The organism is Ruthenibacterium intestinale (assembly GCF_040096265.1).
Lineage (GTDB): Bacteria > Bacillota > Clostridia > Oscillospirales > Ruminococcaceae > Ruthenibacterium > Ruthenibacterium komagatae.
On sequence record NZ_JBBMFA010000062.1, the window covers coordinates 1 to 21,576 of the forward strand.

The 21,576-nt window shown below is 61.9% G+C and carries 24 protein-coding genes; 4 read left to right on the forward strand and 20 right to left on the reverse strand.

Annotated elements, in window-relative coordinates; all coding sequences use genetic code 11:
• Positions 1 to 38: 38 nt before the first annotated feature.
• From WMO24_RS04245 to WMO24_RS04290, 10 genes are all read right to left on the reverse strand, one after another.
• Positions 39 to 869, reverse strand: a complete 831-nt coding sequence (locus WMO24_RS04245) for a BtpA/SgcQ family protein (protein WP_349215075.1) — start codon at positions 867 to 869, stop codon at positions 39 to 41.
• A 60-nt stretch (positions 870 to 929) separates the two neighbouring features.
• Positions 930 to 1,991, reverse strand: coding sequence for an SIS domain-containing protein (locus WMO24_RS04250; RefSeq protein WP_349215076.1), 1,062 nt, complete (start codon positions 1,989 to 1,991; stop codon positions 930 to 932).
• A 42-nt stretch (positions 1,992 to 2,033) separates the two neighbouring features.
• Positions 2,034 to 2,759 carry a GntR family transcriptional regulator gene (locus tag WMO24_RS04255; protein ID WP_349215077.1) on the reverse strand — a complete coding sequence of 242 codons (726 nt, stop codon included), beginning with the start codon at positions 2,757 to 2,759 and terminating at the stop codon, positions 2,034 to 2,036.
• A complete protein-coding gene (gene frlD, locus WMO24_RS04260; RefSeq protein ID WP_349215078.1) occupies positions 2,759 to 3,553 on the reverse strand; it encodes a fructoselysine 6-kinase in 795 nt (264 codons plus the stop codon). The genes WMO24_RS04255 and frlD (WMO24_RS04260) overlap by 1 nt, the downstream gene beginning before the upstream one ends.
• A gap of 20 nt (positions 3,554 to 3,573) precedes the next feature.
• Complete coding sequence (locus tag WMO24_RS04265) at positions 3,574 to 4,308, reverse strand: GntR family transcriptional regulator (RefSeq protein ID WP_349215079.1); 735 nt, start codon at positions 4,306 to 4,308, stop codon at positions 3,574 to 3,576.
• Between the two features lie 4 nt (positions 4,309 to 4,312).
• Positions 4,313 to 4,738 (reverse strand): secondary thiamine-phosphate synthase enzyme YjbQ, encoded by a 426-nt coding sequence (locus tag WMO24_RS04270; protein ID WP_349215080.1) that lies wholly within the window; start codon positions 4,736 to 4,738, stop codon positions 4,313 to 4,315.
• A 26-nt stretch (positions 4,739 to 4,764) separates the two neighbouring features.
• The gene (locus WMO24_RS04275) at positions 4,765 to 5,616 is read right to left on the reverse strand and encodes an amidohydrolase family protein (RefSeq protein WP_349215081.1); all 852 of its coding nucleotides are present in this window, start codon (positions 5,614 to 5,616) and stop codon (positions 4,765 to 4,767) included.
• 67 nt (positions 5,617 to 5,683) lie between these two features.
• Positions 5,684 to 6,520, reverse strand: coding sequence for a fructoselysine 3-epimerase (frlC, locus tag WMO24_RS04280; protein ID WP_349215082.1), 837 nt, complete (start codon positions 6,518 to 6,520; stop codon positions 5,684 to 5,686).
• Positions 6,521 to 6,549: 29 nt separating this feature from the next.
• On the reverse strand, positions 6,550 to 7,383 hold the full coding sequence (gene frlD / locus WMO24_RS04285) for a fructoselysine 6-kinase (protein WP_349215098.1): 834 nt from the start codon (positions 7,381 to 7,383) through the stop codon (positions 6,550 to 6,552).
• Between the two features lie 112 nt (positions 7,384 to 7,495).
• The gene (locus WMO24_RS04290; protein WP_349215083.1) at positions 7,496 to 7,876 is read right to left on the reverse strand and encodes a hypothetical protein; all 381 of its coding nucleotides are present in this window, start codon (positions 7,874 to 7,876) and stop codon (positions 7,496 to 7,498) included.
• 16 nt (positions 7,877 to 7,892) lie between these two features.
• Between WMO24_RS04290 and WMO24_RS04295 the strand changes: the two genes are divergently transcribed.
• Positions 7,893 to 9,437: a Na+/H+ antiporter NhaC family protein gene (locus tag WMO24_RS04295; protein ID WP_349215084.1), complete on the forward strand. Its 1,545-nt coding sequence runs from the start codon at positions 7,893 to 7,895 to the stop codon at positions 9,435 to 9,437.
• A 130-nt stretch (positions 9,438 to 9,567) separates the two neighbouring features.
• Here WMO24_RS04295 and WMO24_RS04300 read toward each other — a convergent pair whose 3' ends face one another.
• Both WMO24_RS04300 and WMO24_RS04305 read right to left on the reverse strand, forming a co-directional pair.
• A complete protein-coding gene (locus WMO24_RS04300) occupies positions 9,568 to 10,326 on the reverse strand; it encodes an SDR family NAD(P)-dependent oxidoreductase (protein WP_349215085.1) in 759 nt (252 codons plus the stop codon).
• Positions 10,327 to 10,348: 22 nt separating this feature from the next.
• The gene (locus WMO24_RS04305) at positions 10,349 to 11,203 is read right to left on the reverse strand and encodes a sugar phosphate isomerase/epimerase family protein (RefSeq protein ID WP_349215086.1); all 855 of its coding nucleotides are present in this window, start codon (positions 11,201 to 11,203) and stop codon (positions 10,349 to 10,351) included.
• A 218-nt stretch (positions 11,204 to 11,421) separates the two neighbouring features.
• On the opposite strand from WMO24_RS04305, the gene WMO24_RS04310 reads away from it, so the two are divergent.
• On the forward strand, positions 11,422 to 12,813 hold the full coding sequence (locus tag WMO24_RS04310; protein WP_349215087.1) for an MATE family efflux transporter: 1,392 nt from the start codon (positions 11,422 to 11,424) through the stop codon (positions 12,811 to 12,813).
• A gap of 49 nt (positions 12,814 to 12,862) precedes the next feature.
• Here the strand turns inward: WMO24_RS04310 and WMO24_RS04315 are convergent, their stop codons facing one another.
• The gene (locus WMO24_RS04315; protein WP_349215088.1) at positions 12,863 to 13,480 is read right to left on the reverse strand and encodes a flavodoxin family protein; all 618 of its coding nucleotides are present in this window, start codon (positions 13,478 to 13,480) and stop codon (positions 12,863 to 12,865) included.
• Between the two features lie 135 nt (positions 13,481 to 13,615).
• Between WMO24_RS04315 and metA the strand changes: the two genes are divergently transcribed.
• Positions 13,616 to 14,536 carry a homoserine O-acetyltransferase MetA gene (metA, locus tag WMO24_RS04320; RefSeq protein ID WP_349215089.1) on the forward strand — a complete coding sequence of 307 codons (921 nt, stop codon included), beginning with the start codon at positions 13,616 to 13,618 and terminating at the stop codon, positions 14,534 to 14,536.
• A 12-nt stretch (positions 14,537 to 14,548) separates the two neighbouring features.
• Positions 14,549 to 15,019: a DUF7000 family protein gene (locus WMO24_RS04325; protein WP_349215090.1), complete on the forward strand. Its 471-nt coding sequence runs from the start codon at positions 14,549 to 14,551 to the stop codon at positions 15,017 to 15,019.
• A 35-nt stretch (positions 15,020 to 15,054) separates the two neighbouring features.
• On the opposite strand, the gene cytX is transcribed toward WMO24_RS04325, so the two are convergent.
• From cytX to WMO24_RS04360, 7 genes are all read right to left on the reverse strand, one after another.
• Positions 15,055 to 16,227 (reverse strand): putative hydroxymethylpyrimidine transporter CytX, encoded by a 1,173-nt coding sequence (cytX, locus tag WMO24_RS04330; RefSeq protein ID WP_349215091.1) that lies wholly within the window; start codon positions 16,225 to 16,227, stop codon positions 15,055 to 15,057.
• Between the two features lie 3 nt (positions 16,228 to 16,230).
• Positions 16,231 to 17,034 carry a bifunctional hydroxymethylpyrimidine kinase/phosphomethylpyrimidine kinase gene (gene thiD / locus WMO24_RS04335; RefSeq protein WP_349215092.1) on the reverse strand — a complete coding sequence of 268 codons (804 nt, stop codon included), beginning with the start codon at positions 17,032 to 17,034 and terminating at the stop codon, positions 16,231 to 16,233.
• A gap of 80 nt (positions 17,035 to 17,114) precedes the next feature.
• Positions 17,115 to 17,759 carry an HAD family hydrolase gene (locus tag WMO24_RS04340; RefSeq protein WP_349215093.1) on the reverse strand — a complete coding sequence of 215 codons (645 nt, stop codon included), beginning with the start codon at positions 17,757 to 17,759 and terminating at the stop codon, positions 17,115 to 17,117.
• On the reverse strand, positions 17,756 to 18,397 hold the full coding sequence (gene thiE / locus WMO24_RS04345; RefSeq protein WP_349215094.1) for a thiamine phosphate synthase: 642 nt from the start codon (positions 18,395 to 18,397) through the stop codon (positions 17,756 to 17,758). Before thiE ends, WMO24_RS04340 begins: the two co-directional genes overlap by 4 nt.
• Positions 18,384 to 19,205, reverse strand: coding sequence for a hydroxyethylthiazole kinase (thiM, locus tag WMO24_RS04350; protein ID WP_349215095.1), 822 nt, complete (start codon positions 19,203 to 19,205; stop codon positions 18,384 to 18,386). Before thiM ends, thiE begins: the two co-directional genes overlap by 14 nt.
• Before the next feature lie 229 nt (positions 19,206 to 19,434).
• Entirely contained in the window at positions 19,435 to 20,283 is an 849-nt protein-coding gene (locus WMO24_RS04355) for an EamA family transporter (RefSeq protein ID WP_349215096.1), read from the reverse strand.
• Positions 20,284 to 20,286: 3 nt separating this feature from the next.
• Positions 20,287 to 21,462: an MFS transporter gene (locus WMO24_RS04360; protein WP_349215097.1), complete on the reverse strand. Its 1,176-nt coding sequence runs from the start codon at positions 21,460 to 21,462 to the stop codon at positions 20,287 to 20,289.
• Between the last annotated feature and the right edge of the window lie 114 nt (positions 21,463 to 21,576).

Genomic DNA, 21,576 nt, shown 5'->3' on the forward strand with positions numbered 1-21,576 from the left:
CCCCCCCCCCCCCCCCCCCCCCCACATTCCATCAGCAGTTACAGTGTTTCACGGAATTTATAGACCACTTCCATAAACTCTCTGACGCGGTTTACATCCACGCGCACATTCTCCAGCCGATCATTCTCCAGCTTGCCGCCCTCCTTGAAATAGGTCCCCACTACGGCCGCGTCCGCACTGGTCAGCTTGCGCTCAATGGTATCGGGGCGGCAGCCCGTGTTACACAGTACTACAACCTCCGGCGCAGCGGCTTTCACACTGGCAATCAATTCGTCGTCCACATCCTGCCCGGCGGCATTTGCTGAGATACACAGTCCGTCCGGATGCGCTTTGAAAATAGTGGATTTCGCAATGTCTGCCAGCGGGCGGGTATCCAAGCTGCGGTCAGACTCCGGGTTGATGAAATACAGCATTTTTAAATCGTCCAGATGCAGAGCTGCTCTGCGGCGCTGCAGAGAGGAGAAGTCGTTGTTGTACAAGCCACCGTCGCCTACGTACACGCCCGAGAACGTGCCGCGGATGAACTTTGCATCTACAGCCGCAGCCAGTTCAATGGATGCCAGACCGTCCGAAATACAGTCCACGCCGTAGGGCACACGAATCTCTGCCTTCAGTTCGCCAATCACGCGTGCCATGGCAGCAGGTGTCACAAAACTCATCTGACGCTCATAGGGCAGGCTGAACTCATTGGAAACAATAATGCCGTCCACACCGCCATCCTGCAGTGCATGCAGGTCCGCACGAGCATGCTCCACAACGCGCTCCATAACATCGCCGTAATGAAACCGCGGATCCCCGGGAAGCGCGTCCAAGTGCAACATGGAAATAATAGGTTTTTTAACGCCAAACATTTTTTCAGTCCACAACATAGGTGTATCTCTCCTTTATAAAAGAGGGCCGCCTCGTTCCGGCGACCCAGCGCATTCAAATTAATATTCAAACTGACGATAGTAGCGGCGGATGGACAGCGGATGACGCAGGAACAGCTCCATGTAAGCGTCCACGCGGTTGTTCACGCCGTGCATGACCAGATGCGAGATCGTGCCGCGGAATTCGGGGCTGATGCCCTCCAGCGCAAATTCCTTGGTATCAATGATGGTGTAGTTGCCGCACACTTTGGGCAGGAAACGCGCCACGCGCTCGGCCAGAGGACGCTGCTCGTCTTCGCCCATGAACAGGGTGACAGGCGTATCCCACACGATGATCTCCTGCATGCCGTGGAAGAACTCCTGGCAGGTGATGGACTTGGTGCGAATCCACATCTGCTCCTCCCAGTAGCACATGGCGTAGGAGTAAGTAGCGCCCCACTGGTTGCCGGAACCGATGTAGTACCGGGGCAGATCCGGATGCTCATGCGCCTGGGCTACACAGCGCTCGGCATAGTCATAGGCCCATGCGTCGGACTGCTTCTCCACGTCGGCCAGCACCTGCGCCAGATGAGCCTCCATCTCTTTGTTGTAGCGCTCGTACTCAGCAAACTCGCCGTTCTTGTACATCAGGTAGTTGGCAACCATGTAGAATTTCAGCTGCTCGTTCTTGGGATACACCACCAGATAATCCTGTTTGTCGGGCTGGGTCAGCACGCTGCCCGGAGTGTCGATGAAGCTGAACACGCGACCACCGATCTGATGCACACGGTCCACCAGTTCCACCATCTCTTTGGTGTTGCCGGAAACAGAGGACAGGATGACCACGGACTTATTGGTGAAGCGCTTGTTGCCGGTGGTCAAAAACTCGGCTGCGTTCTCCACATACACCGGCAGAACCGACCGGCCGCGCATGTACACTTCCACCTGCATGCTGGAGGCGTAGGTGCCGCCGATGCCGATGAAGTAGATGCCGTCAAAGCCTTCGTCCCAGATTTTGTCGATGATCGCTTCGATCTGCGGACGCAGAGCCAGCGCGCCGTTGACGCTGTCCACTGCTTCCTTCTCGTCAAAGCTGCGCAGGCACGCGCCCTTTTTCTCGTTCCACATTTCACTTGTCACCATAGTTCATACACTCCTTCTTGAAATTCAAAGACATTTGTCCGTTCAGGTTTGGAAACGCACGCTGAAGCTGCATTTGTCGCCCCGGGTATAGTTGCGCGAAAACTCGATGACGCGGTCGTTTTCGTCGTAGCTGGTGCACTCGAACAGCAGAACCGCCTGGTCTGCGTCGGTGCCCAGCATCCGGGCGTCCTTCTGCTCCAGCTGGGCCAGATCCAGCGTCTGTCTGGCGCGGGCCAGATGGACGCCGTAGAAATTGTACACTTCGTACAGGGAAAAAATCGAAAGATCGATGCCTTCCAGCTTTGGCACGATGTTTTGGGGAATGAAGATCTCCTCCAGCGAAAGCGCTTCGCCGCCGGCGTAGCACAGCCGCTTGACGTAGTAGATCTCGTCCTCGGGGTCGATGCCGAACAACAGGCCGTACTTGCGGCCCGCTTTGCGCAGCACCTTGGTCAGCACCCGGGTGGACGGCTCCACATTTTTCTCCAAAATGGTCTGGGTGAAGCCGTTCAGACGGTCCAGATCCCGCTTGATCTTGGGACCCAGCACGTAGACACCCTTGCCCTGCACCCGCTTGAGCAGGCCTTCGTGCACCAGTGCGTCCACCGCACTGCGCACGGTCAGCCGGTTGATCTCATACTGTTCGGCCAGGTCGTTCTCCGAGGGGATGGCTGTGCCCAGCAGATACTCCCCTTCCTCGATCTTGGTCCGGATGATCTCACGCAGCTGCAGGTAGATGGGTGTTCGGGGTTCGGTAATGCCGGCCATTACCACGCACCGAAGTAACGCAGAGTCTCGGTGGAATTGGCCGCGCCCTTCTTCATGCAGTCCTCAATGGGCAGGCCCTCCACCAGGCCCGTCAAAAAGCCTGCGATGTAGCTGTCGCCGGCGCCCATGGTATCCACCAGATCTTCGCAGGGCACAATGCCGAACTTGTGGAACGTCTCGCCGTCAAAGCACAGGCTGCCCTCTTCGCCCAACATGGCGATGACCAGCTTGGGGCCCTGGCCGTGCAGGACCTTCATCAGTTCCCGCAGGGTCTCGGTGTCGCCGTCGTCCGAGGAGAAGAACAGATAGTCCGTGTGGGGGATGGCCGTGCGGCTGGCCTCGTCGCCCGGGCGGGTGGCGCAGTCAAAGGCGGTCTTGACGCCCATGCCCTCCAGCCGGCCGAAGAACCCTTCCACCTTGCCCCACAAGTCGCACACCACCACGTCGTGCTGGGCGATGAAGGCCAGGTCCTCTTCGCTCAGGGTGTAGTCGGTCAGAACGCCCTCGTCGTAGTCGCCAAACACGCGCTCGCCATCGATCAGCTGCACCTGAGAAACCGCGGTGCCGCCCTCTTTCACGTGCATGTGGGACACATCCACGCCCTTGCCTTCCACGGCCTGCCGCATGATGCTGCCGTACTCATCGCTGCCCACGGGCCCGATGTAGGACGCCTGGCCGCCCAGACGAACAGCGTACACCGCCATATTGACGGGACCGCCGCCGGGGTAGGCCTTGCCCCCGTCCACGTTGTTGTAATAGTCGATGCAGTTGCTTCCGATGGCCGCAAGTTTCATAAGATCTCTTCCTTTCTGTTTCAGCGGGTGAGCACGCTGGAAAATCGCACCTGATCCGCGCGCACCACAGATTTAAAATATTCCACGGGTCGGTCGTTGATATCGCTGGACACGCCGGACAGATAGAACACCGGCTGTCCCTCTTCCATATTCAGGCGCTGCGCTTCCTCCTCGGTGGTGTAGGTGATGCCCACCTCTTCCCGGCCGTGATGCACGCCCACGCCGTAGCACTCCAGCACGGAATACAGTGATTCTTCGTAGAAATCGTACCGTTCCAGATAAGGATAACGGCTGTAGTCCACGTAGCTGTGCTCAATCATGAGGGGCACCCCGTCCACCACGCGCAAACGGCGCAGGTAAAAGACGCTGCTGCCCTCTTCCAGCTGCAGTTTTTGGGCCACATGGCGGTCCGCCTTCAGGATCTGGCGGTCCAGCAGCCGGGTCTCCAGCACGCGGCCGGCCAGATACACCGCTTCGGACACGGACATGGCGTCCTGCAAATCACGCTCCAGCTTGGGCGGCGCCACAAAGGTGCCGGAGCCTTTTCGGTTGTACAGCTTACCTTCCACGATCAGCCGTTTGATGGCGCTGCGCAGAGTGGTGCGGTTGAAATTCCACATGGAGCACATATCCCGCTCGCTGGGCAGCTTTGCGTGGGGCGGCAGCTTTTTTTCCAGAATGTAACACTCGATGTGTTCGGCGGCTTCGTCCCGGGGCCGGGCGTGGCCGGACGAACCGGTCCTCGCGGTACTCACAGGGTCACTCTCCCTCTACGATGACCAGCACCGTGCGCTTGGCCGGGCCGTCAAATTCGCAGAAGTAGATATCCTGCGCTCCGCCGCGCACCATCTCGCCGTCAATGATGGGGAAATGGCAGTGGTTGCCCGTGATGTAGGCCTTCAGATGGCCTGTGGGGTTGCCCGCGGTGGAGCCGTAATCCTTGAGCATGCGGGCGTGGCTGTACGGAAAATCCTCCGGTGCCATCCGGCTCAGGAACACCTCGATGTCGCTCTCCAGGCACTCCAGGGATTCGTTCACGGTCACGCCGGTGGTGGTGTGCTTTGTCAGCACAGTGACCATGCCGTTTTTCACGCCGCTCTCGGCCACGATCTGCTCCACCTGCCGGGTGAGCAGATCCATCTCGTTGTAGGTTTTGGTCAAAATGGTAATGGGCTTGACAAACATGCGCGTTCTCCTTTCCACTGGTGCGGTCAGTCCAGCCCGCCCAGAAAATCGATGGCGTTCTGCCCGCGGATCAGATCCAGCGTGCTGTCCCGCAGGCCCAGCTCGCCGATGGCCTGCGCCATGCGGATCTGCTCGAAACGGGGGTTCGAGGAGGCGAACATCACCTGATGGCGCAGACTGCGGTCGATCCAGGTGAGGGGAACGTCCCTGGTAAAGGTCTGCACAAAGAACTCCTTGGCACAGTCGAAATACAGCGCGCCGGTATCGGCGTAGACGTTTTCGTACTTGACCATGAGCATGGCGGTCTCCCGCACCCAGGGCCAGCCGAACTGCGCCAGGCAGATGCGCAGGCGGGGATGCTTTTCGGCCACCCGCTCGAACCGCAGGGGACGGCCGTACTCGGTCTGGGTATCCGGTTCCCAGGACAGGCCCGCATGGAACATCACAGGCTTGTTGTACTTCTCGCACAGCTGATAGAAGGGCTCCAGCCGCTCATCGTCCGGATAGAAGTGCTGGCGGCCCGGATGCAGCTTCAGGCCTTTCAGGCCAAGGTCCGTGAACGCGTGCTCCAGTTTTTCCAGGGCGCCCGGCGCCATGGGGTCCACGCTGGCAAATCCGATGAATTTGTCCGGCGCCAGGTCCACCAGGCGGCGGATCTCCTCATTTTCCACCACGGCGCAGCCCAGGGTGGAGGTGTAATCCGCAGGCATCAGGCACAGTTTGTCCAGCCCGGCGCAGCGCATCTGGTTGAAGATGTGCTCCAGCGGCGCGGTCCCGTTGCGGTGGATGTTCAGCGCGTTGTGGCGCATCTCCTCCCGGGCGGGGTCCTCATTGATGGGTTCAAAGAACGCCGGGTACACGTGCATATCAATAAACAATGGGCATCTTCCTTTCCTAGACAGACAGGCGCGATCCGCCCGGATCCGGGCGGATCGCTGCCACGGGTCAGAACCCGACTTCGTTCATCATGGCGCGCACGTTGTCCACGGCGCGTTTTGCATACATGCGCGGCTCATTGATATAGCCCAGCACCAGCTCCAGCGTGGCGGTGCGGTTGTATCCGATGCGCTTCAGCTCGTACAGCATCTCCTTCAGCGGCATGGAGCCTTCGCCCGGCATGATGTGGCTGTCGGTGCCCTGCTCGCCGTCGATGATGTGCATGTGGTCCATCTTGTCGCCCAGCTTGTCGAAGTAGGCCATGATGCTCTCGTGCTGCACAAAGGGCGGCACCACGTCGCACATACCCACCACATAGGGGTTGTCGATGCGGCGGAACAGCTCCACCAGATCGTTGGCGCGGGTGAAGAAGTTGGACTCATAGGGCGTCAGGGCCTCCACGGTCAGCTTTACACCCACTTTTGCGGCGTGCTCGCCCAGTTCACGGATGGTTTTTTCCAGCCGGGGCCACAGCTCTTCGTAGGTTGCCAGATAACCGCCGTTGGCGGGGCTGGTCAGCATGTATTCGGCGCCCATCTCCTTGGCCATGTCCAGGCACAGCTTCAGGTATGCCACGGCGTCCTCGCGCTGGGCTTCGCTGCCGATCATATAATTATAAGGATAGGCGTTGTGTTCCGGCGTGTAGCCCAGAACCGGCATTTCGTATTTGTCGATCAGGCGTTTGACTTCGTTGATGTCGCCGGCCTTCAGATCCGGTGCATAGGCGTGGGGCCGGCCGCCCCACAGCTCGATGTAATCGTAGCCGAACTCCTTCGCATCGGCAAAGCAGTGCTCCAGCGGATTGCGCTGATAGCCGGACGTAAACATGCCAAGTTTCATCATCATGGGAACCTCCTTCAAATCAAACCGTTTGTTTATTTGTCTTCCTTGACCCAAGGCTCAAAGACTTCCACTACACGGGACGCCACACCGGCGCCCTCTTCCAGGCATTCCACCAGCGGCTTGTGATTCAGATAGCCGTGCAGGAACCCGGCGATAAAGCTGTCGCCCGCGCCCACGGTGTTCACCACCTGTTTGGCGGGGATGATGCCGAAGCTGACAAACTCCTTGCCGTCCCAGGCCAGACTGCCCTGCTCGCCGAAGGTCGCCACCGCCACCTTCATGCCCCGGGCCACTTTGTCCTTTAAAAAGTTGCGGATGAACTCATCCCGGTCTTTGTGATAGGAATAGAAGCCGATGTCCACATAGGGCAGAGTGCTCTCCACCAGGGGATGGTCCAGCCGGTCGGCGTAGTCAAAGCTGATCAGCGCATTGCCCCGCTCCTTGATGGCCGGCAGCGTGTTCTCGGCGTTGCCCCACAGCGCGGTGTGCACCAGATCGCAGGACGCTGCATAGTTGATGTCCTCTTCGTCGAACACGATGTTCTCCAGCACGCCCTCGATGTAATCGCCGTGCACGCGGTCGTTGCCGTTCAGCGTCATATACGTGATGGCCGTGGGGCCGTCGCCCACCTTCAGGTGGCTGACGTCCAGCCCTTCCTCTTTCAGCGTCTCCAGCATCCAGCGGCCGTTTTCGTCGCTGCCGGTGGTGCTGATGATGGCGGTGGGCACGCCCAGCTTCTGCAGGTTCACGCCGGTGTCCACCACGTTGCCCGTGGGATACTTCCGGTCTTTGAACACACGGCCTTCGTGATCCGTGTACTCGGTGTAATGGTCGATGCAGTTATCACCAATCGCTGCTGCTCTCATCTTCACAAATCCCTCCTGGTCTGTTTTCATGCAGAACTTGTTAATTAAACAGATATGTGCATGGTTTTTTTAAACCACTTCACCCATAGTATAACGCGGCCCCGAATCTGCGTCAATGGAACGGTTGACCGAAAAAAAAGAAGGTTTTTCGGTGGAAAAACCAAAAACTGGTTTGGTTTTCGGCCGGCAAATGGACCATCCGGCCAAATGGTTTAGTTGCTTTTTTCAAAGTGGTCCAATTTTTGTTGAAGTCATGTAGAGCATCCCGGAAAATCTGGTTGTTTTCCCGAAATTCCGGAAAGATGTCACTTTTCCGTTGCAGTAAGAGGGGAATCAGTCTATAATGAAAAAAAATTTTGTCATTTGGGGAAAATGCACGAAATACAAGCTGCGCTTTTGTATCTTCTGTTCTTCCCGGCTCATTTTTTTGTTGCAGACGCGTGCCGCGCGCTTGTAAATAAACGGTGAAAAGCGATTTTCGCCCAAAAAGCATAGAAAGGGATGTTATCATGGACGTCGTCTATGCCGGTTGGCTCTCACTGCTGCCGCCGGTCCTTGCCATTGTATTGGCACTCATCACCAAAGAGGTCATTTCCTCACTGCTCGTGGGCATTCTGTCGGGCACCATCATCTACACCGCCATGGCGGGGCTTCATCCCCTTATCGGCCCGGTGGACACTTTGTTCGACACTGCGCTCAACAGCATCGATCTGTACATTCTGCTGTTCTGCTTTTTGCTGGGAGCGCTGGTACATCTGGTCACGCTGACCGGCGGATCCAACGCATACGGCGAGTGGGCCAGCAAACGCCTGCGCACCAAGCGCTCGGCCCTGTTGGCCACCAGCGCGCTGGGATGCCTGATCTTCATCGATGACTACTTCAACTGCCTGACGGTGGGCACGGTGATGAAGCCCGTGACTGACCGGTACAATATCTCCCGGGCAAAGCTGTCGTACATCATCGACTCCACGGCTGCGCCCGTGTGCATCATCGCCCCCATTTCTTCCTGGGCGGCAGCGGTCAGCAGTTACATCCGGGGCACCGGAAGCTTTGACAGCGACTTCATGGCTTTCTGCGCCACCATTCCTTTTAATCTGTACGCATTGCTGACGCTGGCCATGGTGGTCATTCTGAGCGTCAAGGACATGGAGTTCGGCCCCATGGAAAAGGCCGAGCAGCACGCGCGCCAGACCGGCGACATCGGCGCGGTGCAGACCGAGGTCACCGATCTGCCCAAGGGCCAGAAACAGGGCCGTGTGGCGGACATGGTGGTGCCCATTGCGGCTCTGATCGTGTTCTCCATTTTGAGCATGCTGTACATCGGCGGCTTCTGGGGCGAGGACCCCGCGTTCCGCTATCAGTTCACCGCGGCCCTGGGCAACAGCGTGGCGGCCGAGGCGCTGTGCTGGGGCTCGCTGGGCGCGCTGTTTGTGGCGTTCGTGCAGTATGTGCCCCGCCGCCTGATGTCCTTTAAAGAGTTCATGAAGGGCGTCAGCACCGGCATGAGCAACATGGTTTCCGCGGCCACCATTCTGGTGCTGGCCTGGACCATCAGCGGCGTGTGCGGCCTGCTGGAGACCGACGTGTACGTGAAAGACGTGATGGTTGCCAGCAGCATTCCCGGCGGCCTGCTGCCCGCCATTGTGTTTGTGGTGGCTGCCTTCCTCAGCTTCGCCACGGGCACGTCCTGGGGCACCTTCGGCATCCTGATCCCCATCATCATCCCGGTGGCCTCCGCCATCAGCCCCCATCTGCTGATCGTCTCGCTGGCTGCCACCCTGGGCGGCAGCGTGATGGGCGACCACTGTTCCCCCATCTCCGACACCACCATCCTGTCCAGCACGGGCGCGGGCTGCGAGCATGTGCAGCACGTGTCCACCCAGCTGCCCTACGCGCTGCTGGTGGGCGGCTGCTGCATCGTGGGCTACCTGGTGGCCGGCTTCACCGACGGCAACGTGTGGCTGACCCTGCTGGCCGGTGTGGCGGCGCTGCTGGTGCTGATGACGCTGCTGCATCGCCGCTCGGTGAAAAAGGAAGCGGCGCAGAAGAGCTGAACAGCCGTCTTCCCTGTTTGAATCCAAACCACCCGCCCGAATGGGGGCGGGTGGTTTTCTGTTGGGACAAGACACAAACGCCCCCGGCCGCGCCGGGGGCGTTTGCAGGGGCCGGGGCATGCGCCGCCGGTCACCCGTTGTAATTCTCTTTTTCGTTGTAGGAGGACAGCACCGCGCCGTATCCGCAGTGGGCGCCGCCGGTGATGGGGATCACCGCGCCGGTGACGTACCGGCTGGCCGGGCCCAGCAGGGCGACCATAAAGTCCGCGATGTCCTCTTTTTCCGCCACGTAGCCCAGGGGCACCTCGGCGCCCTCCAACCGGTAGCTCTCCTCCACGGAAATGCCCGTGAGGCGCTCTTTTTCAATCAGCGCCCGGTCCGTCATGGGCGTGCGCACGTAGAACGGGCACACGGCGTTGATGCGCAGGCTGCGGGGCGGGGCCGCCAGCTCCCGGGCCACGGCTTCCACAAAGCCGGCCACGGCGAATTTGGAGGCGCTGTACGCCGACTCGAAGCTCACGCCCCGCATGGCCGAGGCCGAGGCGATCACCGCAAAGGCGCCGCCGGGGTTCATGTGGGGAACCAGCTGCTGCACACAGTTGAAAATGCCGAAGGCGTTGGTGCCCATCAGATCGTTCCACTGCTCCACGGTGGTCTGCAAAAACGGCGCCTCGGACCAGATGCCCGCGCACAGAGCCACCGCGTCCAGCTTCAGGTCCTTGGGGAACCGGGCAATGCCCGCGCGCACGCTTTCCACGCTGCTCACGTCCACGGCATCGGTCTGGTCCAGAATGTCCCAGCCGATCACCTGGTAGCCGGCCTTCTGCAGCGCCTCGTAGGTGCCTTTGCCCATTCCGTTCAAATACCCTGTCACCAATGCATGTTTCATGATCGCGCCCTCCTCGGTTTGCTCAGCGCTCCGGCAGGAAGGTGCGCAGATAATCGGCCGACTGCTGAATCGACGCGTGCGGGTCCTCCCAGTAGATGGAGTCGTTGATCTCCAGATCGATGCAGTTCTGATAGTTGTGTTTTTCCAGCGTGCGGATGTACCCTTCCAGCTTGGCGCGGCCGTACTCGCCGGTGCCCAGGATCTCGTGATGGCTGTCGGAGTAGTGGATCCACTGGATCTTGTCCCCCAGCTGGGTGCAGAAGTCCTCCAGGGTGTCCCCCGCCACTTCCATGGCCACCAGGTCCACGCAGGTGACCAGAGCCGGCGAGTTCACTTCCCGCAGCATGCGCTTCATGTCCTCCAAGTTCAAAAGCAGGTTGCTCTCATAGGGCTGCAGCTGCTCCAGCACCAGTTTCACGCCCAGGCGCTCCGCCCGCGCGGCCAGACGGCCGATGCTGTCCGCAGTGCGCTTCCAGCCCTCTTCCCGGTCCAGATCCCGGGGATGGCAGCCGGTGTTCAGGAACACCTTGTCGGTGCCGAAGTTCAGCGCGTCCTCCATGCTGGCTTCCATGAAGTCGATGGTGCGGTCCCGCAGGGCCTGCTGGGGATTGGAATAGCTGAAGGGATAACCCAGGGTCTCCGGCGTGTAAATGACCACCTTCATACCCATGTCCTCGATCTGGCGGCGCATCTCGGCAATGCGGCGGGCCACCGCCTGGTTGGAGGCATAGTCGTACCGCCAGAAGTGCGGCGCGCCGCCCCACAAATCGACGTTTTTCAGACCGCAGCGGCGCATGGAGTCCAGGTAGAACTCGAAGGTGTGCTGCACGTACTGCACGCTCATGACCGCGATGTCCTGCATTGTGATATTTGACATAAGAAACCCTCCCGTGTTACAATGAAGTTGATAAAACAGCCCAATAAAAGCCGATACATCTTCGGTTTTTTGGTCTATTTCCCAAGTCTCATCCTATCAAGTCCCGGAGAGAGCGTCAAGCTTGTTTGGGGCTTTTTTTGTCGCTCGGCGGTTTTTTCCACGCTTTGTTGAAAGGGCCGCCGCCCCTTTTGTAGAGTTTGCCGGAAAGGTGGTATAGTATGGCGAGAACCGCACAAACCAAAACCGAACAATCCGCGATGCTTCGCTCGCTGTTTCTGCTGGCCGGCCCCACTGTGATCGAGCAGGCACTTCAAACCGTGGTGCAGTACGCGGACACCGCCATGGTGGGACAGATCGGCGCGCAGGCGTCGGCGGCGGTGGGCCTGACCATCACCGTGACCTGGCTGGTGAACAGCCCTCTGTTCGCCATGGGCGTGGGCGTTCTGGCGCTGATTGCCAAATCCATCGGAGAGAACGATCTGGAAAAGGCCCGGGCCGCCAGCAGTCAGGCGGTGTGGATCGCCCTGGCGCTGGGCCTTGTCATGGGCGCAGCTACGCTGGCCGCCAGCCCCTTCCTGCCGGGCTGGATGGGCGCGGACCCCTCGCTGCACCGGGACGCTTCCATCTATTTTGCCATCATCTGCGCGCCCATGCTGTTCCGCTCGTTTTCCATCATCTTTGCGTCGGTCCTGCGGGCGGTGGGCGACACCAAAACCCCCATGGTGGTCAACGGCGTGATGAACCTGTGCAACATTGTGCTGAACCAGCTGTTCATCTCCAGCGGGCAGACCTTTCACATCCTGGGCTTCTCGGTGCACATTCCGGGCATGGGCTGGGGCATTGCCGGGGCGGCCATCGCCACGGCGGTATCCATGTGCCTGGGCGGGACCATGATATTTGCGGCGGCGCTGCGCCACCCTCTTTTGAACATGCGCGGCCGGAAGCTGCAGCTGGACAAGCCCGTGCTCAGCGAGATCGTGCGGGTGGGCATTCCCGTGACGCTGAACCGCGTGGTCACCTGCATGGGGCAGGTGGTGTTCACCTCACTGGTGGCCGGGCTGGGAACGCTGGCCACCGCCGCCCACTCCATTGCGCTGACCGCCGAAGAGGCCTTCTACGTGCCGGGCTACGGCATGCAGGCGGCCACGTCCACCCTGTCGGGCAACGCCCTGGGCCGCCGCAGTGAAAAAGAGCTGCATCAGGTGGTGCACGCCTCACTGGTGCTGGCGGTGTCCATTATGAGCCTGATGGCGCTGGGGCTGTTTCTGTTCCCGGACCGGATGATGGCTCTGTTCACCCCGGACAGGGAAGTGGTGGAGACCGGCGCGGTGCTGCTGCGCATGGTGGCTGTTTCCGAGCCGCTGTTTGCGGTGTTCATCATTTTTGAAGGCGTATTTCAGGGCATTGGCGACACCCGCGGGCCCTTTGTGTGCTCCACGGTGTGCATGTGGGTGGTGCGCGTGTGCCTGACCTTTGTGTGCGTGCGCTGGCTGGGCATGGGGCTGCGGGCCGTGTGGGTCTGCATGATCGCCGACAACGCACTGCGCTGCTTCTGGCTGACCGCCCGGTATTTTGCCGGCGTGTGGAAGGCCCGGTTTCACCGCAGCTGAAACATGAAAAAAAGCCGGCATGGCAGTGGCCATGCCGGCTTTTTGGCGTTCAGCGAATAAAATGGGTGCTCTGGCGGGGCTCTGTCTCGGGCAGGCCGTACGCCTCTTTGCCCAGGGCGATGCTCTTCATCAGGAAGGTCATGTTTCGGGCCAGGGTGCGCATGGTCTGCAGCCCCTCGGCGTCCTGTGCGGCCTCGCCGGGAAGGCGGCCGTGAATGCTGTTCCAGTACTGGCTGGAAGCCACGGGCATGCCGCTGATGGTGAAGAACTTGTTCAGCTCGTCAAAGGTTGCGGACAGGCCGCCCCGGCGGGCGCACACCACCGCCGCGCCCACCTTCATGGTCTTGTCGAAGGAGGTGCTGTAAAACAGCCGCGTTAAAAAGGCGGTCAGCGTGGGGTTAGCCCCCGCGTAATACACCGGGCTGGCCACCACCAGGCCGTCGCAGGCCGCGAACTTGAGCGCCGCGGCGTTCACCGCGTCTTCAAACACACAGCGGCCGGTTTTCGCACATCCGCCGCAGGCAATGCAGCTTCGGATGTCCTGCCCGCCGATGTGCAGGATCTCTGTGGTCACGCCCTGCTGGGCAAAAATCGCTTCCATCTCCCGCAGCGCCAGGGCGGTATTTCCGTTTCGATGGGGGCTTCCGTTCAGCATCAACACGTTCATAGTCACACGCTCCTTTTCCGGACGGGCCTGTCTGCGGCCCTCTTTTTCAGTATACCATTTGCCGTCAAGATGCTTGACGGAGCGGGGGTGTTTTCGTACAATAAACAGTAAACCGTTGGAAAGGAGAACTTCCTCATGCCGTTGATTATTCCCAGGGAACTGCCTGCGTTTCAGGCGCTGGAAGACGAAAATGTATTTGTGATGCACAAGGCCCGGGCCATCAGCCAGGACATCCGGCCGCTGCGCATTTTGCTGGTCAACCTGATGCCCACCAAGATCGCCACCGAGACCCAGATTGCCCGGGTGCTGGCCAACAGCCCGCTGCAGGTGCAGCTGACGCTGCTGCGCATGGGCTCGCACGAGAGCACCCATGTGTCCGGCGCCCATCTGGAGGCGTTTTACAAGACCTTTGACGAGATCCGCTCGGAGCGGTTCGACGGCATGATCATCACCGGCGCGCCCGTGGAGCAGCTGGAATACGAACAGGTGGACTACTGGCCCGAGCTGTGCGCCGTGATGGACTACAGCCGCACCCACGTCTACAGCACCATGCACATCTGCTGGGGCGCGCAGGCCGCGCTGTACTACCACTACGGCGTGCCCAAATACCCGGTGGAAAAGAAAGTGTTCGGCGTGTTCCCCCACCGGGTGACCCGCCCCAAAAACCCGCTGGTGCGCGGATTTGACGAGGTGTTCTACGCGCCCCACTCCCGCCACACGGAAGTGCGCCGCGCGGATGTGGACAAGGTGGACGCCCTGCGTGTGCTGGCCGAGAGCGACGAGGCCGGGCTGCACCTGCTGGCCACGGATTCCGGCCGGCAGATCTTTATTCTGGGCCACATGGAATACGACAAGGACACCCTGCGGGCCGAGTACGAACGGGACCTGGGCAAGGGGCTTCCCATTGAGGTGCCCAAGCACTATTTCTATGGCGACGACCCGGCCAACGACGTGATTTTCCGCTGGCGCAGCCACGCGAACCTGCTGTTCTCCAACTGGCTGAACTACTACGTATACCAGTCCACTCCCTACGATCTGGAGCAGCTGGTGCCCTGAGGAGGGATTTTCTTGACCTTTGACCGGGAGCTTCTGGCCCTTTACCGCCAGCTTTTGCAGACCACCCGGCTGGCCGACGCCTACGCCGAGTTTGTCCGGATGTTCCGGTTTCTGCGCGTTCGGCTGGAACAGGAGATGCCGGCATACACCTTTCAGGGCGGCATTGTGGAAAACGCCATGGACTACTCCTATTTTCAGTGCGCCAGCCCTGCGCTGAAGGGCCTGGGGCTGAAGCTGGCGGTGGTCTTTGTGCACCGTCCGTTCCGGCTGGAGGTATGGCTTTCGGGCCGCAACCGCGCCTGCCAGCAGCAGTGGCACAAACGGCTGCAGGCCGGCGGCACTCCCTTTGAGCTGGCGCAGGACCCGGCCCGGCAGGACTACATTCTGCGCGCGCCGTTGCCCAACGTCGATCTGGCCGACGCAGACCGGCTGGTGCAGGTTCTGCGGCAGACGCTGGAAGCAATGGCCGGCACCATCCAATAAAGAAACGGGAAGCTTTGGCCGGGCTTCCCGTTTTTTCATGCCTTTGCTTTGGCGAACAGCTTGTCCGCGACCACACACAGCACCACCGTGAGCGCAATGTCCGGAATGGTGCTGCCCAGGGGCAGGTCCACCTGCATCAGCAGCCGGTAGGCCGCAAAGCCCACGGCCCACAGCACAAGGCCGCGCACGTCCACGGCACAGCCGGCTTTGTCCCGGTGCAGAATGTAAAAATCCGCGATCTGCACGGCGATCATGGGTGCGAACACCGAGCCGATCAGGTACAGAAAATCGGTGATGTTGTCCATGGGGAACACAATGGCGCCCACGGTGCCCAGCACTGCCGCCGCCACGGCCATCCACTTGCCCTGGATGCGGGGCGAAAGCGACTCGGTGGACACGCCCGCGGAATACGCGTCCAGGAAGGTGGTGGTCACGGTGGAGAACACCACGATGACCAGACCTGCCGCGCCCAGGCCCGCCCGGGCCATGATGAGCCCCACGTCGGACTCGCCGGTGAACAGGGCCGCGCCCATGCCGATCAGGTACATCCAGCAGCTGACCACGCCGTACACCACGGCGCTGGCCGCAGCCGCCCGGCCCGGTTTTTCCGCCGTGCGGGTGTAGTCGCTGATCAGGGGCAGCCAGGACAGGGGCATGGCCACGGACAGTTCCACCGCCGCCCCGAAGGACAGGCTGTCATCACCGGCGGCCAGAGCGCCGCCCTTGCCGAAAATCAGAACACTGAGCACGATGGTGGTGACGAACAGCACCGCCATGACCACCGTGTTCACTTTGCCCAGGTTGCGCACGCCCACCAGAATCCACAGGGTGATGAGCGCGCCGATGACCAGGCACCAGACCCAGTTGCCCAGGTCCCACAGGCCGTCCGCAGCCAGGGCGCCGTCGTAGATCATGATGCCGGTCCAGCCCACCAGCTGCAGCACGTTCAAAACGCAAAACAGCAGGCCGCCCTTCTGGCCGAAGCTCATTTTTACGGTTTCCATGGCGCTTTTGCGGGCGCGGCCGCCGATGAGCCCTGCCGCGAACAGCAGCAGGCAGCCGATGACGTGCCCTGTCAGAATGGCCGCCAGCCCTTTGGCAAAGCCCAGCGGCGCGAAATAAGTGCCTGTGAGGATCTCGGCGATGGATACGGCCGCGCCGAACCAGATCAGGCTGTTTTCAAAGACGGACGTTCGTTTTTCCCCCACGGTTCACGCCTCCTCTGCAAATGCGGAGTGGATGTCGAACCCGTGGTCCATGGGCCCGCTGCCGCTGCCCAGGTCCAGCATGGCGCCCAGCGCGCCGGAGATGTACTCCTTGGCGCGGCGCACGGACTGGTCCAGCGAAAAGCCCTTGGCCAGATTGGCCGCGATGGCGCTGGACAGGGTGCAGCCGGTGCCGTGGGTGTTGGGGTTGGGGATACGGCGGCCCCGGAACCACTGCACGCTGCCGTCCGCATACAGAAGGTCGTCGGCGTCGCTGACGCTGTGGCCGCCCTTGAGCAGCACCGCGCAGCCGCAGCTGTCGCCGATGGCCCGGGCCGCGCGCTCCATGTCTGCGGCGTCCCGGATGGTCATGCCGGACAGGATCTGCGCTTCGGGAATATTGGGGGTGACCACGGCCGCCAAGGGGATGAGTTTCTCCTGCAAAGCCGCCACCGCGTCGGTGCGCATCAGCTCCGAACCGCTGGTGGCCACCATCACCGGGTCCACCACAATGTTTTTCGCCTGATGGAACGTCAGGCGCTGGGCGATGACCTCGATGAGCTGTGTGGAAGAGACCATGCCGATCTTCACCGCGTCGGGCCGGATGTCCTCAAAGACCGCGTCGATCTGCTCGCCCAGAAAGGCGGGGGTCGCTTCCAGAATGTCTCGGACGCCGGTGGTATTCTGCGCGGTCAGGGCCGTGATGGCCGTCATGGCGAATACGCCATTGGCCAGCATGGTCTTGATGTCTGCCTGAATCCCGGCGCCTCCGCTGGAATCGCTTCCAGCGATCGATAATGCTGTTCTCATGTTGTTTTCTCCCTTCGTTTCAGCACTATTTTTTTAGCGCGACAGAGAGTGGTGCCCCCGGTCTGCCGCGTATTCACTTGTCAAAGCCGCGCCAGAAAGGCCTCGTCGTCCAGGCGCGGAAGATACCAGTCGCAGACGGCGCGCATCTGTGCGCTGTCTGCTTCGGCAGAGGGCTCGTACACGCCCGCCACCAAAAAGCCCGCCTGTTTGGCGGTGCGGGCCGTGTGCAGCGCGTCCTCAAACACAACAATGTCCCGGGGCTGCGCGCCCAGACGGCGGGCAGCTTCCCGATAGATGTCCGGGCGGGTCTTGGGCCCGTATTGGGACGAGGAGAGCACAAAGGAAAAATGTTTCCACTGGCCCAGCCGCTCCATGGCCTGCCGCGCCTGATGCTCCTCGCTGGCGGTGGCGATGCACATGGGCACGCCCCGGGCCGCCAGCGTCTCCAGCAAACGGGCCGCCCCGGGCTTCAGCGCCACGTGGCAGCGGTACTGCTCGTCCACCAGCTGGTCCACCCGCTGCAGAAGCTGGTCTGTGGTGCAGGGAAGGCCGTACGTGTCGATCAGATAGCGGGCGGCCTGAGGCAGGTCCATCTCCGCCAGCCGGGCGGGCAGGTCTGCGGCGGGTTCTTTGCCGAACCCGCGCACCAGCATGCCCGGCACCCGGTCCCACAGGTCCATGGAATCCACCAGCGTGCCGTCCAGATCAAAGATCGCTCCCCTCATGCTTCCACCATGGCTTTGGTGCGCTCCAGCAGGGTCCTGGCCGCGGCGCAGGGGTCTTTCTGCGCGTACAGGGCCGAGACCACGGCCACGCCGCAGATGCCGCTGCCCGCCAGTTTGGCCACATTGTCCGGGCCAATGCCCCCGATGGCCACCACCGGGATGTCCACGGCCTCGCAGATGGCCTTCAGCGTGTCGTAGCTGACCGCTTCGGCATCGGTTTTCGTCCCCGTGGGGAACACGGCGCCCACGCCCAGATAGTCCGCGCCCGCGGCCTGCGCCCGCAGCGCCTGTTCCACGGTCTGGGCCGACACGCCCAGCAGCATGTCCGGCCCCACTTTGGCCCGGGCCATGCCGGCCTCCATGTCGTGCTGGCCCACGTGCACGCCGTCCGCGCCCACGGCGGCGGCCAGCTCCACGTCGTCATCGATCAGGAAGGGCACGCCGTGGCGGCGGCAGATCTGGCCGATGCGGCGCGCTTCCTCCAGAAAAGCGTCGTGCGCAAGATCTTTTTCCCGCAGCTGCACCATGGTGACGCCGCCCAGAATGGACTGCTCCACCACGTCTGCCAGATCCCGGCCGTCCAGCCAGGTGCGGTCGGTGACGCCGTACAGCAGCAGGTCTTTTTTATCGCACTTCATACTTGGCTCCTCCGTTCAGCGTCGCGCCGTCCATGTGATCGATGGCGTCGATGATGCGGTTGCGATAGGTGGAATTTCCGTCGTCCGGGTTCATGCGCGCCCAGGCCAGTTCGCCTGCCAGGCCCATGGAGGACACGGCCGCGGCGGCAGCTTCCAGCTCGTTGCCGGGGTTGGCGGCCAGATAGGCGGTCAGCAGGCCGGACAGCTGGCAGCCGGTGCCGGTGATGCGGCCCATCTCCGGCCGTCCGTTGCGGATCACATAGCAGGTGTTGGCGTCGGCCACCAGGTCGATGGCGCCGGTGATGGCCACAATGGAGCCGAAGCGCGCGGCGGCCGCTTTGGCAAAGGCCACGCCCTCGGCCAGGTTGTCCTCGGTGACGGCGTCGGCCACGTCCGCGTCCACGCCTTTGGTGGAACCGCTGCCCGCCACCAGTGCCTTCAGTTCCGAGATGTTGCCCCGGATCACGGTAAAGTCGATTTGCTCCGTCAGCTGGCGCGCGGTGTTGGTGCGCAGAGAGCTGGCCCCCGCGCCCACCGGGTCCAGCAGAACGGGGTGACCCAGCTGGCAGGCCTTTTTGCCCGCGGCGAACATGGCGGGGATGGTACGGGCGTTCAGGGTGCCGATGTTGATGTTCAGACCGGCGCAGATGGTGGTGATCTCCTCCACCTCGCCCACGTCATCGGACATGATGGGGCTGGCGCCGCTGGCCAGCAGGATATTGGCCACGTCGTTGACCGTGACGTAATTGGTGATGTTGTGCACAAGGGGCGTGCGTGCGCGCACGTTTTCCAGGCAGGTTCCGAACATAAAAACATTCCTCCAGTTAAAAAAATCACGGAGCACCTTTCCGCAAGGAAAAGACGCTCCGTGATGTTCACAGCGTGGAATGATTTCCCTACGTTGGCATTACCCAAATCAGGTCACAGGTCGAAGCGCACAGCTTCCTCTCAGCCCGTTTGCGAGCTCCCTTTTGAAAGATGATCCGTTTGTTCTTTATCACTATACTGCGATTGGCCGCATTTTTCAAGAGAAAATTTCAAATCAGCATACACAAAACGCCTGCCAGCAGGCACACAAGACCCGCGGCGGTCCTTCGGGTGACAGGCTCATGGAGCACCGCAGCGGAGACCGCCGTGGTGACCAGAATGCTCAGCTGGTCCACCGGGGCCACCACACTGGCCGGACCGGACTGCAGCGCCTTGTAGTAGCACAGCCAGGACGCGCCCGTGGACAGGCCCGACAGCACCAGAAAGCGCCCCTCTCCCGGCGGAATGGCGCGCACCAGCTGTCCCTTGCCCCGCACCAGCACCAGCGTCCAGGCGAAGACCAGCACCACGGCGGTGCGCAGCGCCGTGCCCAGGTTGGAATCAACGCCCGCCATGCCCACCTTTCCGAAAATGGAGCTGAGGCTGGCGAACACCGCCGAGAGCACCGCCCACATCAGCCAGGAACCGCCCGCCGGACCTTTGGGCGCACCGGGCCGGTACGCCATGACCACAGCGCCCACGGTGACGCACACCAGCCCCGCCAGTTTCCACAGCGTGACCGGCTCGCCCAAAAGCAAAAAGGCCAGCACCACGGTCAGGCCGGTGCTGCACTTGTCCACCGGGGCCACCCGGCTGACGTCGCCCCTGGCCAGTGCCCGGAAGTAGCACACCCAGGACGCGCCTGTGGACAGGCCCGACAGCACCAGGAACAGCCACGCGCCGGCCGGTACGGGGCCCAGGGGCGCGCCGGTGATCCACACCATGACCCAGGCACAGGCCAGCACTACGGCGGTGCGCACCGCCGTGGCCACGTCCGAATCCGTGCGGCGCACGCCGCACTTGGAAAGCACGGCGGTAATGCCCGCGAAAAACGCCGAACCCGCCGCGAAAAAAGCCACATTTCAAACGCCTTCTTTTTCGATGTGCCGGGTGCTGCGGATGGTGCGCTCGCCGCACAGCGTCAGCAGCGCCGCGCCCGCCAGCAAAAACCAGGGCAGCAATCCCACGCTCACAACGCCTGCCAGCACGCCGAACAGCGGCGGCATCAGCGTGGAGCCCAAATACGCGCTGGCCATCTGCAGGCCGATCATGGCCTGCGAGCAGTCCTCGCCGAAGCGGCGGGGCGTCTCATGCATCATACCCGGATAAACGGGCGCATACCCCAGCCCGATGAACACCAGCGCCACCGGACAGACCCACACGGGCAGCGGCAGCACCAGTGCCGCCATGCCCGTCATGCACACACCCTCGCCCAGGCGGATCAGCGTATTGGTGGAGCACCAGCGGGTCACACAGCCGCTGAGAAAGCGCCCGCCCGTGATGCCCAGATAATACAGCGAAACCCAGGCCGCGGCCGTGGACACGCCCACGCCCCGGCAATCCACCAGCCAGGTGGCGGTCCACAGACCGGTGGTGGACTCGATGGTGCAGTAAAAGAAGTAGCTCATCATCTGGGCGGCTGCGCCGGGCCGCCGCACCACACTGCCCGCGCCCGGGCGGCGCGCCGCCTGCCGGGCGGGGCCGCTGTCACCAAAGCGTTTCCACAGCGGCAGCGTCAGCACCAGAATCGACACCAGCACCCACTGCATGCCGGACAAAATGCCGTAACCGGTGCGCCAGCCGCCGGGTTTTTCCAGCACGCCCGCCAGGACCAGCGGTCCCAGCATGGCCCCCAGGCCCCAAAAGCAGTGAAGCCAGTTCATATGGCGCGCCTGATAGTGCAGCGCCACAAAGTTGTTCAGGCCCGTGTCCACCGCGCCCGCGCCCAGGCCCAGCGGCAGGGCCAGCACCAGCAGCCAGCCGAAGCTGGGGGCACAGCTGTAGCCCAGCAGCGCAGCCGCGGTCATCCCCACGCTGACGGCCGTGACCCGCCCGGTGCCGAACCGGGACAGCATGCGGTCCGCCAGCAGGCTGGACACCACCGTACCTGCGGCCACGACCATGGACGCCAGGCCCGCATACCCGTCGGGCACGGCCAGCTCCTTTCCCATAACAGGCCAGGCCGCGCCCAGCACTGCGTCCGGCAGGCCCAGGCTGATAAACGACGCATAAATGAGCGCCAGAAAAATGGTTGCCACCCTTCATTCCTCCAATCCGTATCATCATACGCCCGCTTACAGGGGGCTGTCAACCGGGCTTCGCACACAGAAAAACCGGGGCGGGGGGGGGGGGGGGGGGGGGGGGGGGGGGGG

What these genes read in the sequence shown, in the direction of transcription:
- frlC (WP_349215082.1), bottom strand. Translation starts at nt 6,520, where the DNA reads ATGATGATGAAACTTGGCATGTTTACGTCCGGCTATCAGCGCAATCCG.
- WMO24_RS04250 (WP_349215076.1), bottom strand. Translation starts at nt 1,991, where the DNA reads ATGGTGACAAGTGAAATGTGGAACGAGAAAAAGGGCGCGTGCCTGCGC.
- WMO24_RS04245 (WP_349215075.1), bottom strand. Translation starts at nt 869, where the DNA reads ATGTTGTGGACTGAAAAAATGTTTGGCGTTAAAAAACCTATTATTTCC.
- WMO24_RS04270 (WP_349215080.1), bottom strand. Translation starts at nt 4,738, where the DNA reads ATGTTTGTCAAGCCCATTACCATTTTGACCAAAACCTACAACGAGATG.
- WMO24_RS04340 (WP_349215093.1), bottom strand. Translation starts at nt 17,759, where the DNA reads ATGAGGGGAGCGATCTTTGATCTGGACGGCACGCTGGTGGATTCCATG.
- WMO24_RS04290 (WP_349215083.1), bottom strand. Translation starts at nt 7,876, where the DNA reads ATGCTTTTTGGGCGAAAATCGCTTTTCACCGTTTATTTACAAGCGCGC.
- WMO24_RS04315 (WP_349215088.1), bottom strand. Translation starts at nt 13,480, where the DNA reads ATGAACGTGTTGATGCTGAACGGAAGCCCCCATCGAAACGGAAATACC.
- thiD (WP_349215092.1), bottom strand. Translation starts at nt 17,034, where the DNA reads ATGAGAACAGCATTATCGATCGCTGGAAGCGATTCCAGCGGAGGCGCC.
- WMO24_RS04300 (WP_349215085.1), bottom strand. Translation starts at nt 10,326, where the DNA reads ATGAAACATGCATTGGTGACAGGGTATTTGAACGGAATGGGCAAAGGC.
- WMO24_RS04255 (WP_349215077.1), bottom strand. Translation starts at nt 2,759, where the DNA reads ATGGCCGGCATTACCGAACCCCGAACACCCATCTACCTGCAGCTGCGT.
- WMO24_RS04305 (WP_349215086.1), bottom strand. Translation starts at nt 11,203, where the DNA reads ATGTCAAATATCACAATGCAGGACATCGCGGTCATGAGCGTGCAGTAC.
- metA (WP_349215089.1), top strand. Translation starts at nt 13,616, where the DNA reads ATGCCGTTGATTATTCCCAGGGAACTGCCTGCGTTTCAGGCGCTGGAA.
- WMO24_RS04295 (WP_349215084.1), top strand. Translation starts at nt 7,893, where the DNA reads ATGGACGTCGTCTATGCCGGTTGGCTCTCACTGCTGCCGCCGGTCCTT.
- frlD (WP_349215098.1), bottom strand. Translation starts at nt 7,383, where the DNA reads ATGAGAGCAGCAGCGATTGGTGATAACTGCATCGACCATTACACCGAG.
- WMO24_RS04310 (WP_349215087.1), top strand. Translation starts at nt 11,422, where the DNA reads ATGGCGAGAACCGCACAAACCAAAACCGAACAATCCGCGATGCTTCGC.
- thiM (WP_349215095.1), bottom strand. Translation starts at nt 19,205, where the DNA reads ATGTTCGGAACCTGCCTGGAAAACGTGCGCGCACGCACGCCCCTTGTG.
- thiE (WP_349215094.1), bottom strand. Translation starts at nt 18,397, where the DNA reads ATGAAGTGCGATAAAAAAGACCTGCTGCTGTACGGCGTCACCGACCGC.
- frlD (WP_349215078.1), bottom strand. Translation starts at nt 3,553, where the DNA reads ATGAAACTTGCGGCCATCGGAAGCAACTGCATCGACTATTACAACAAC.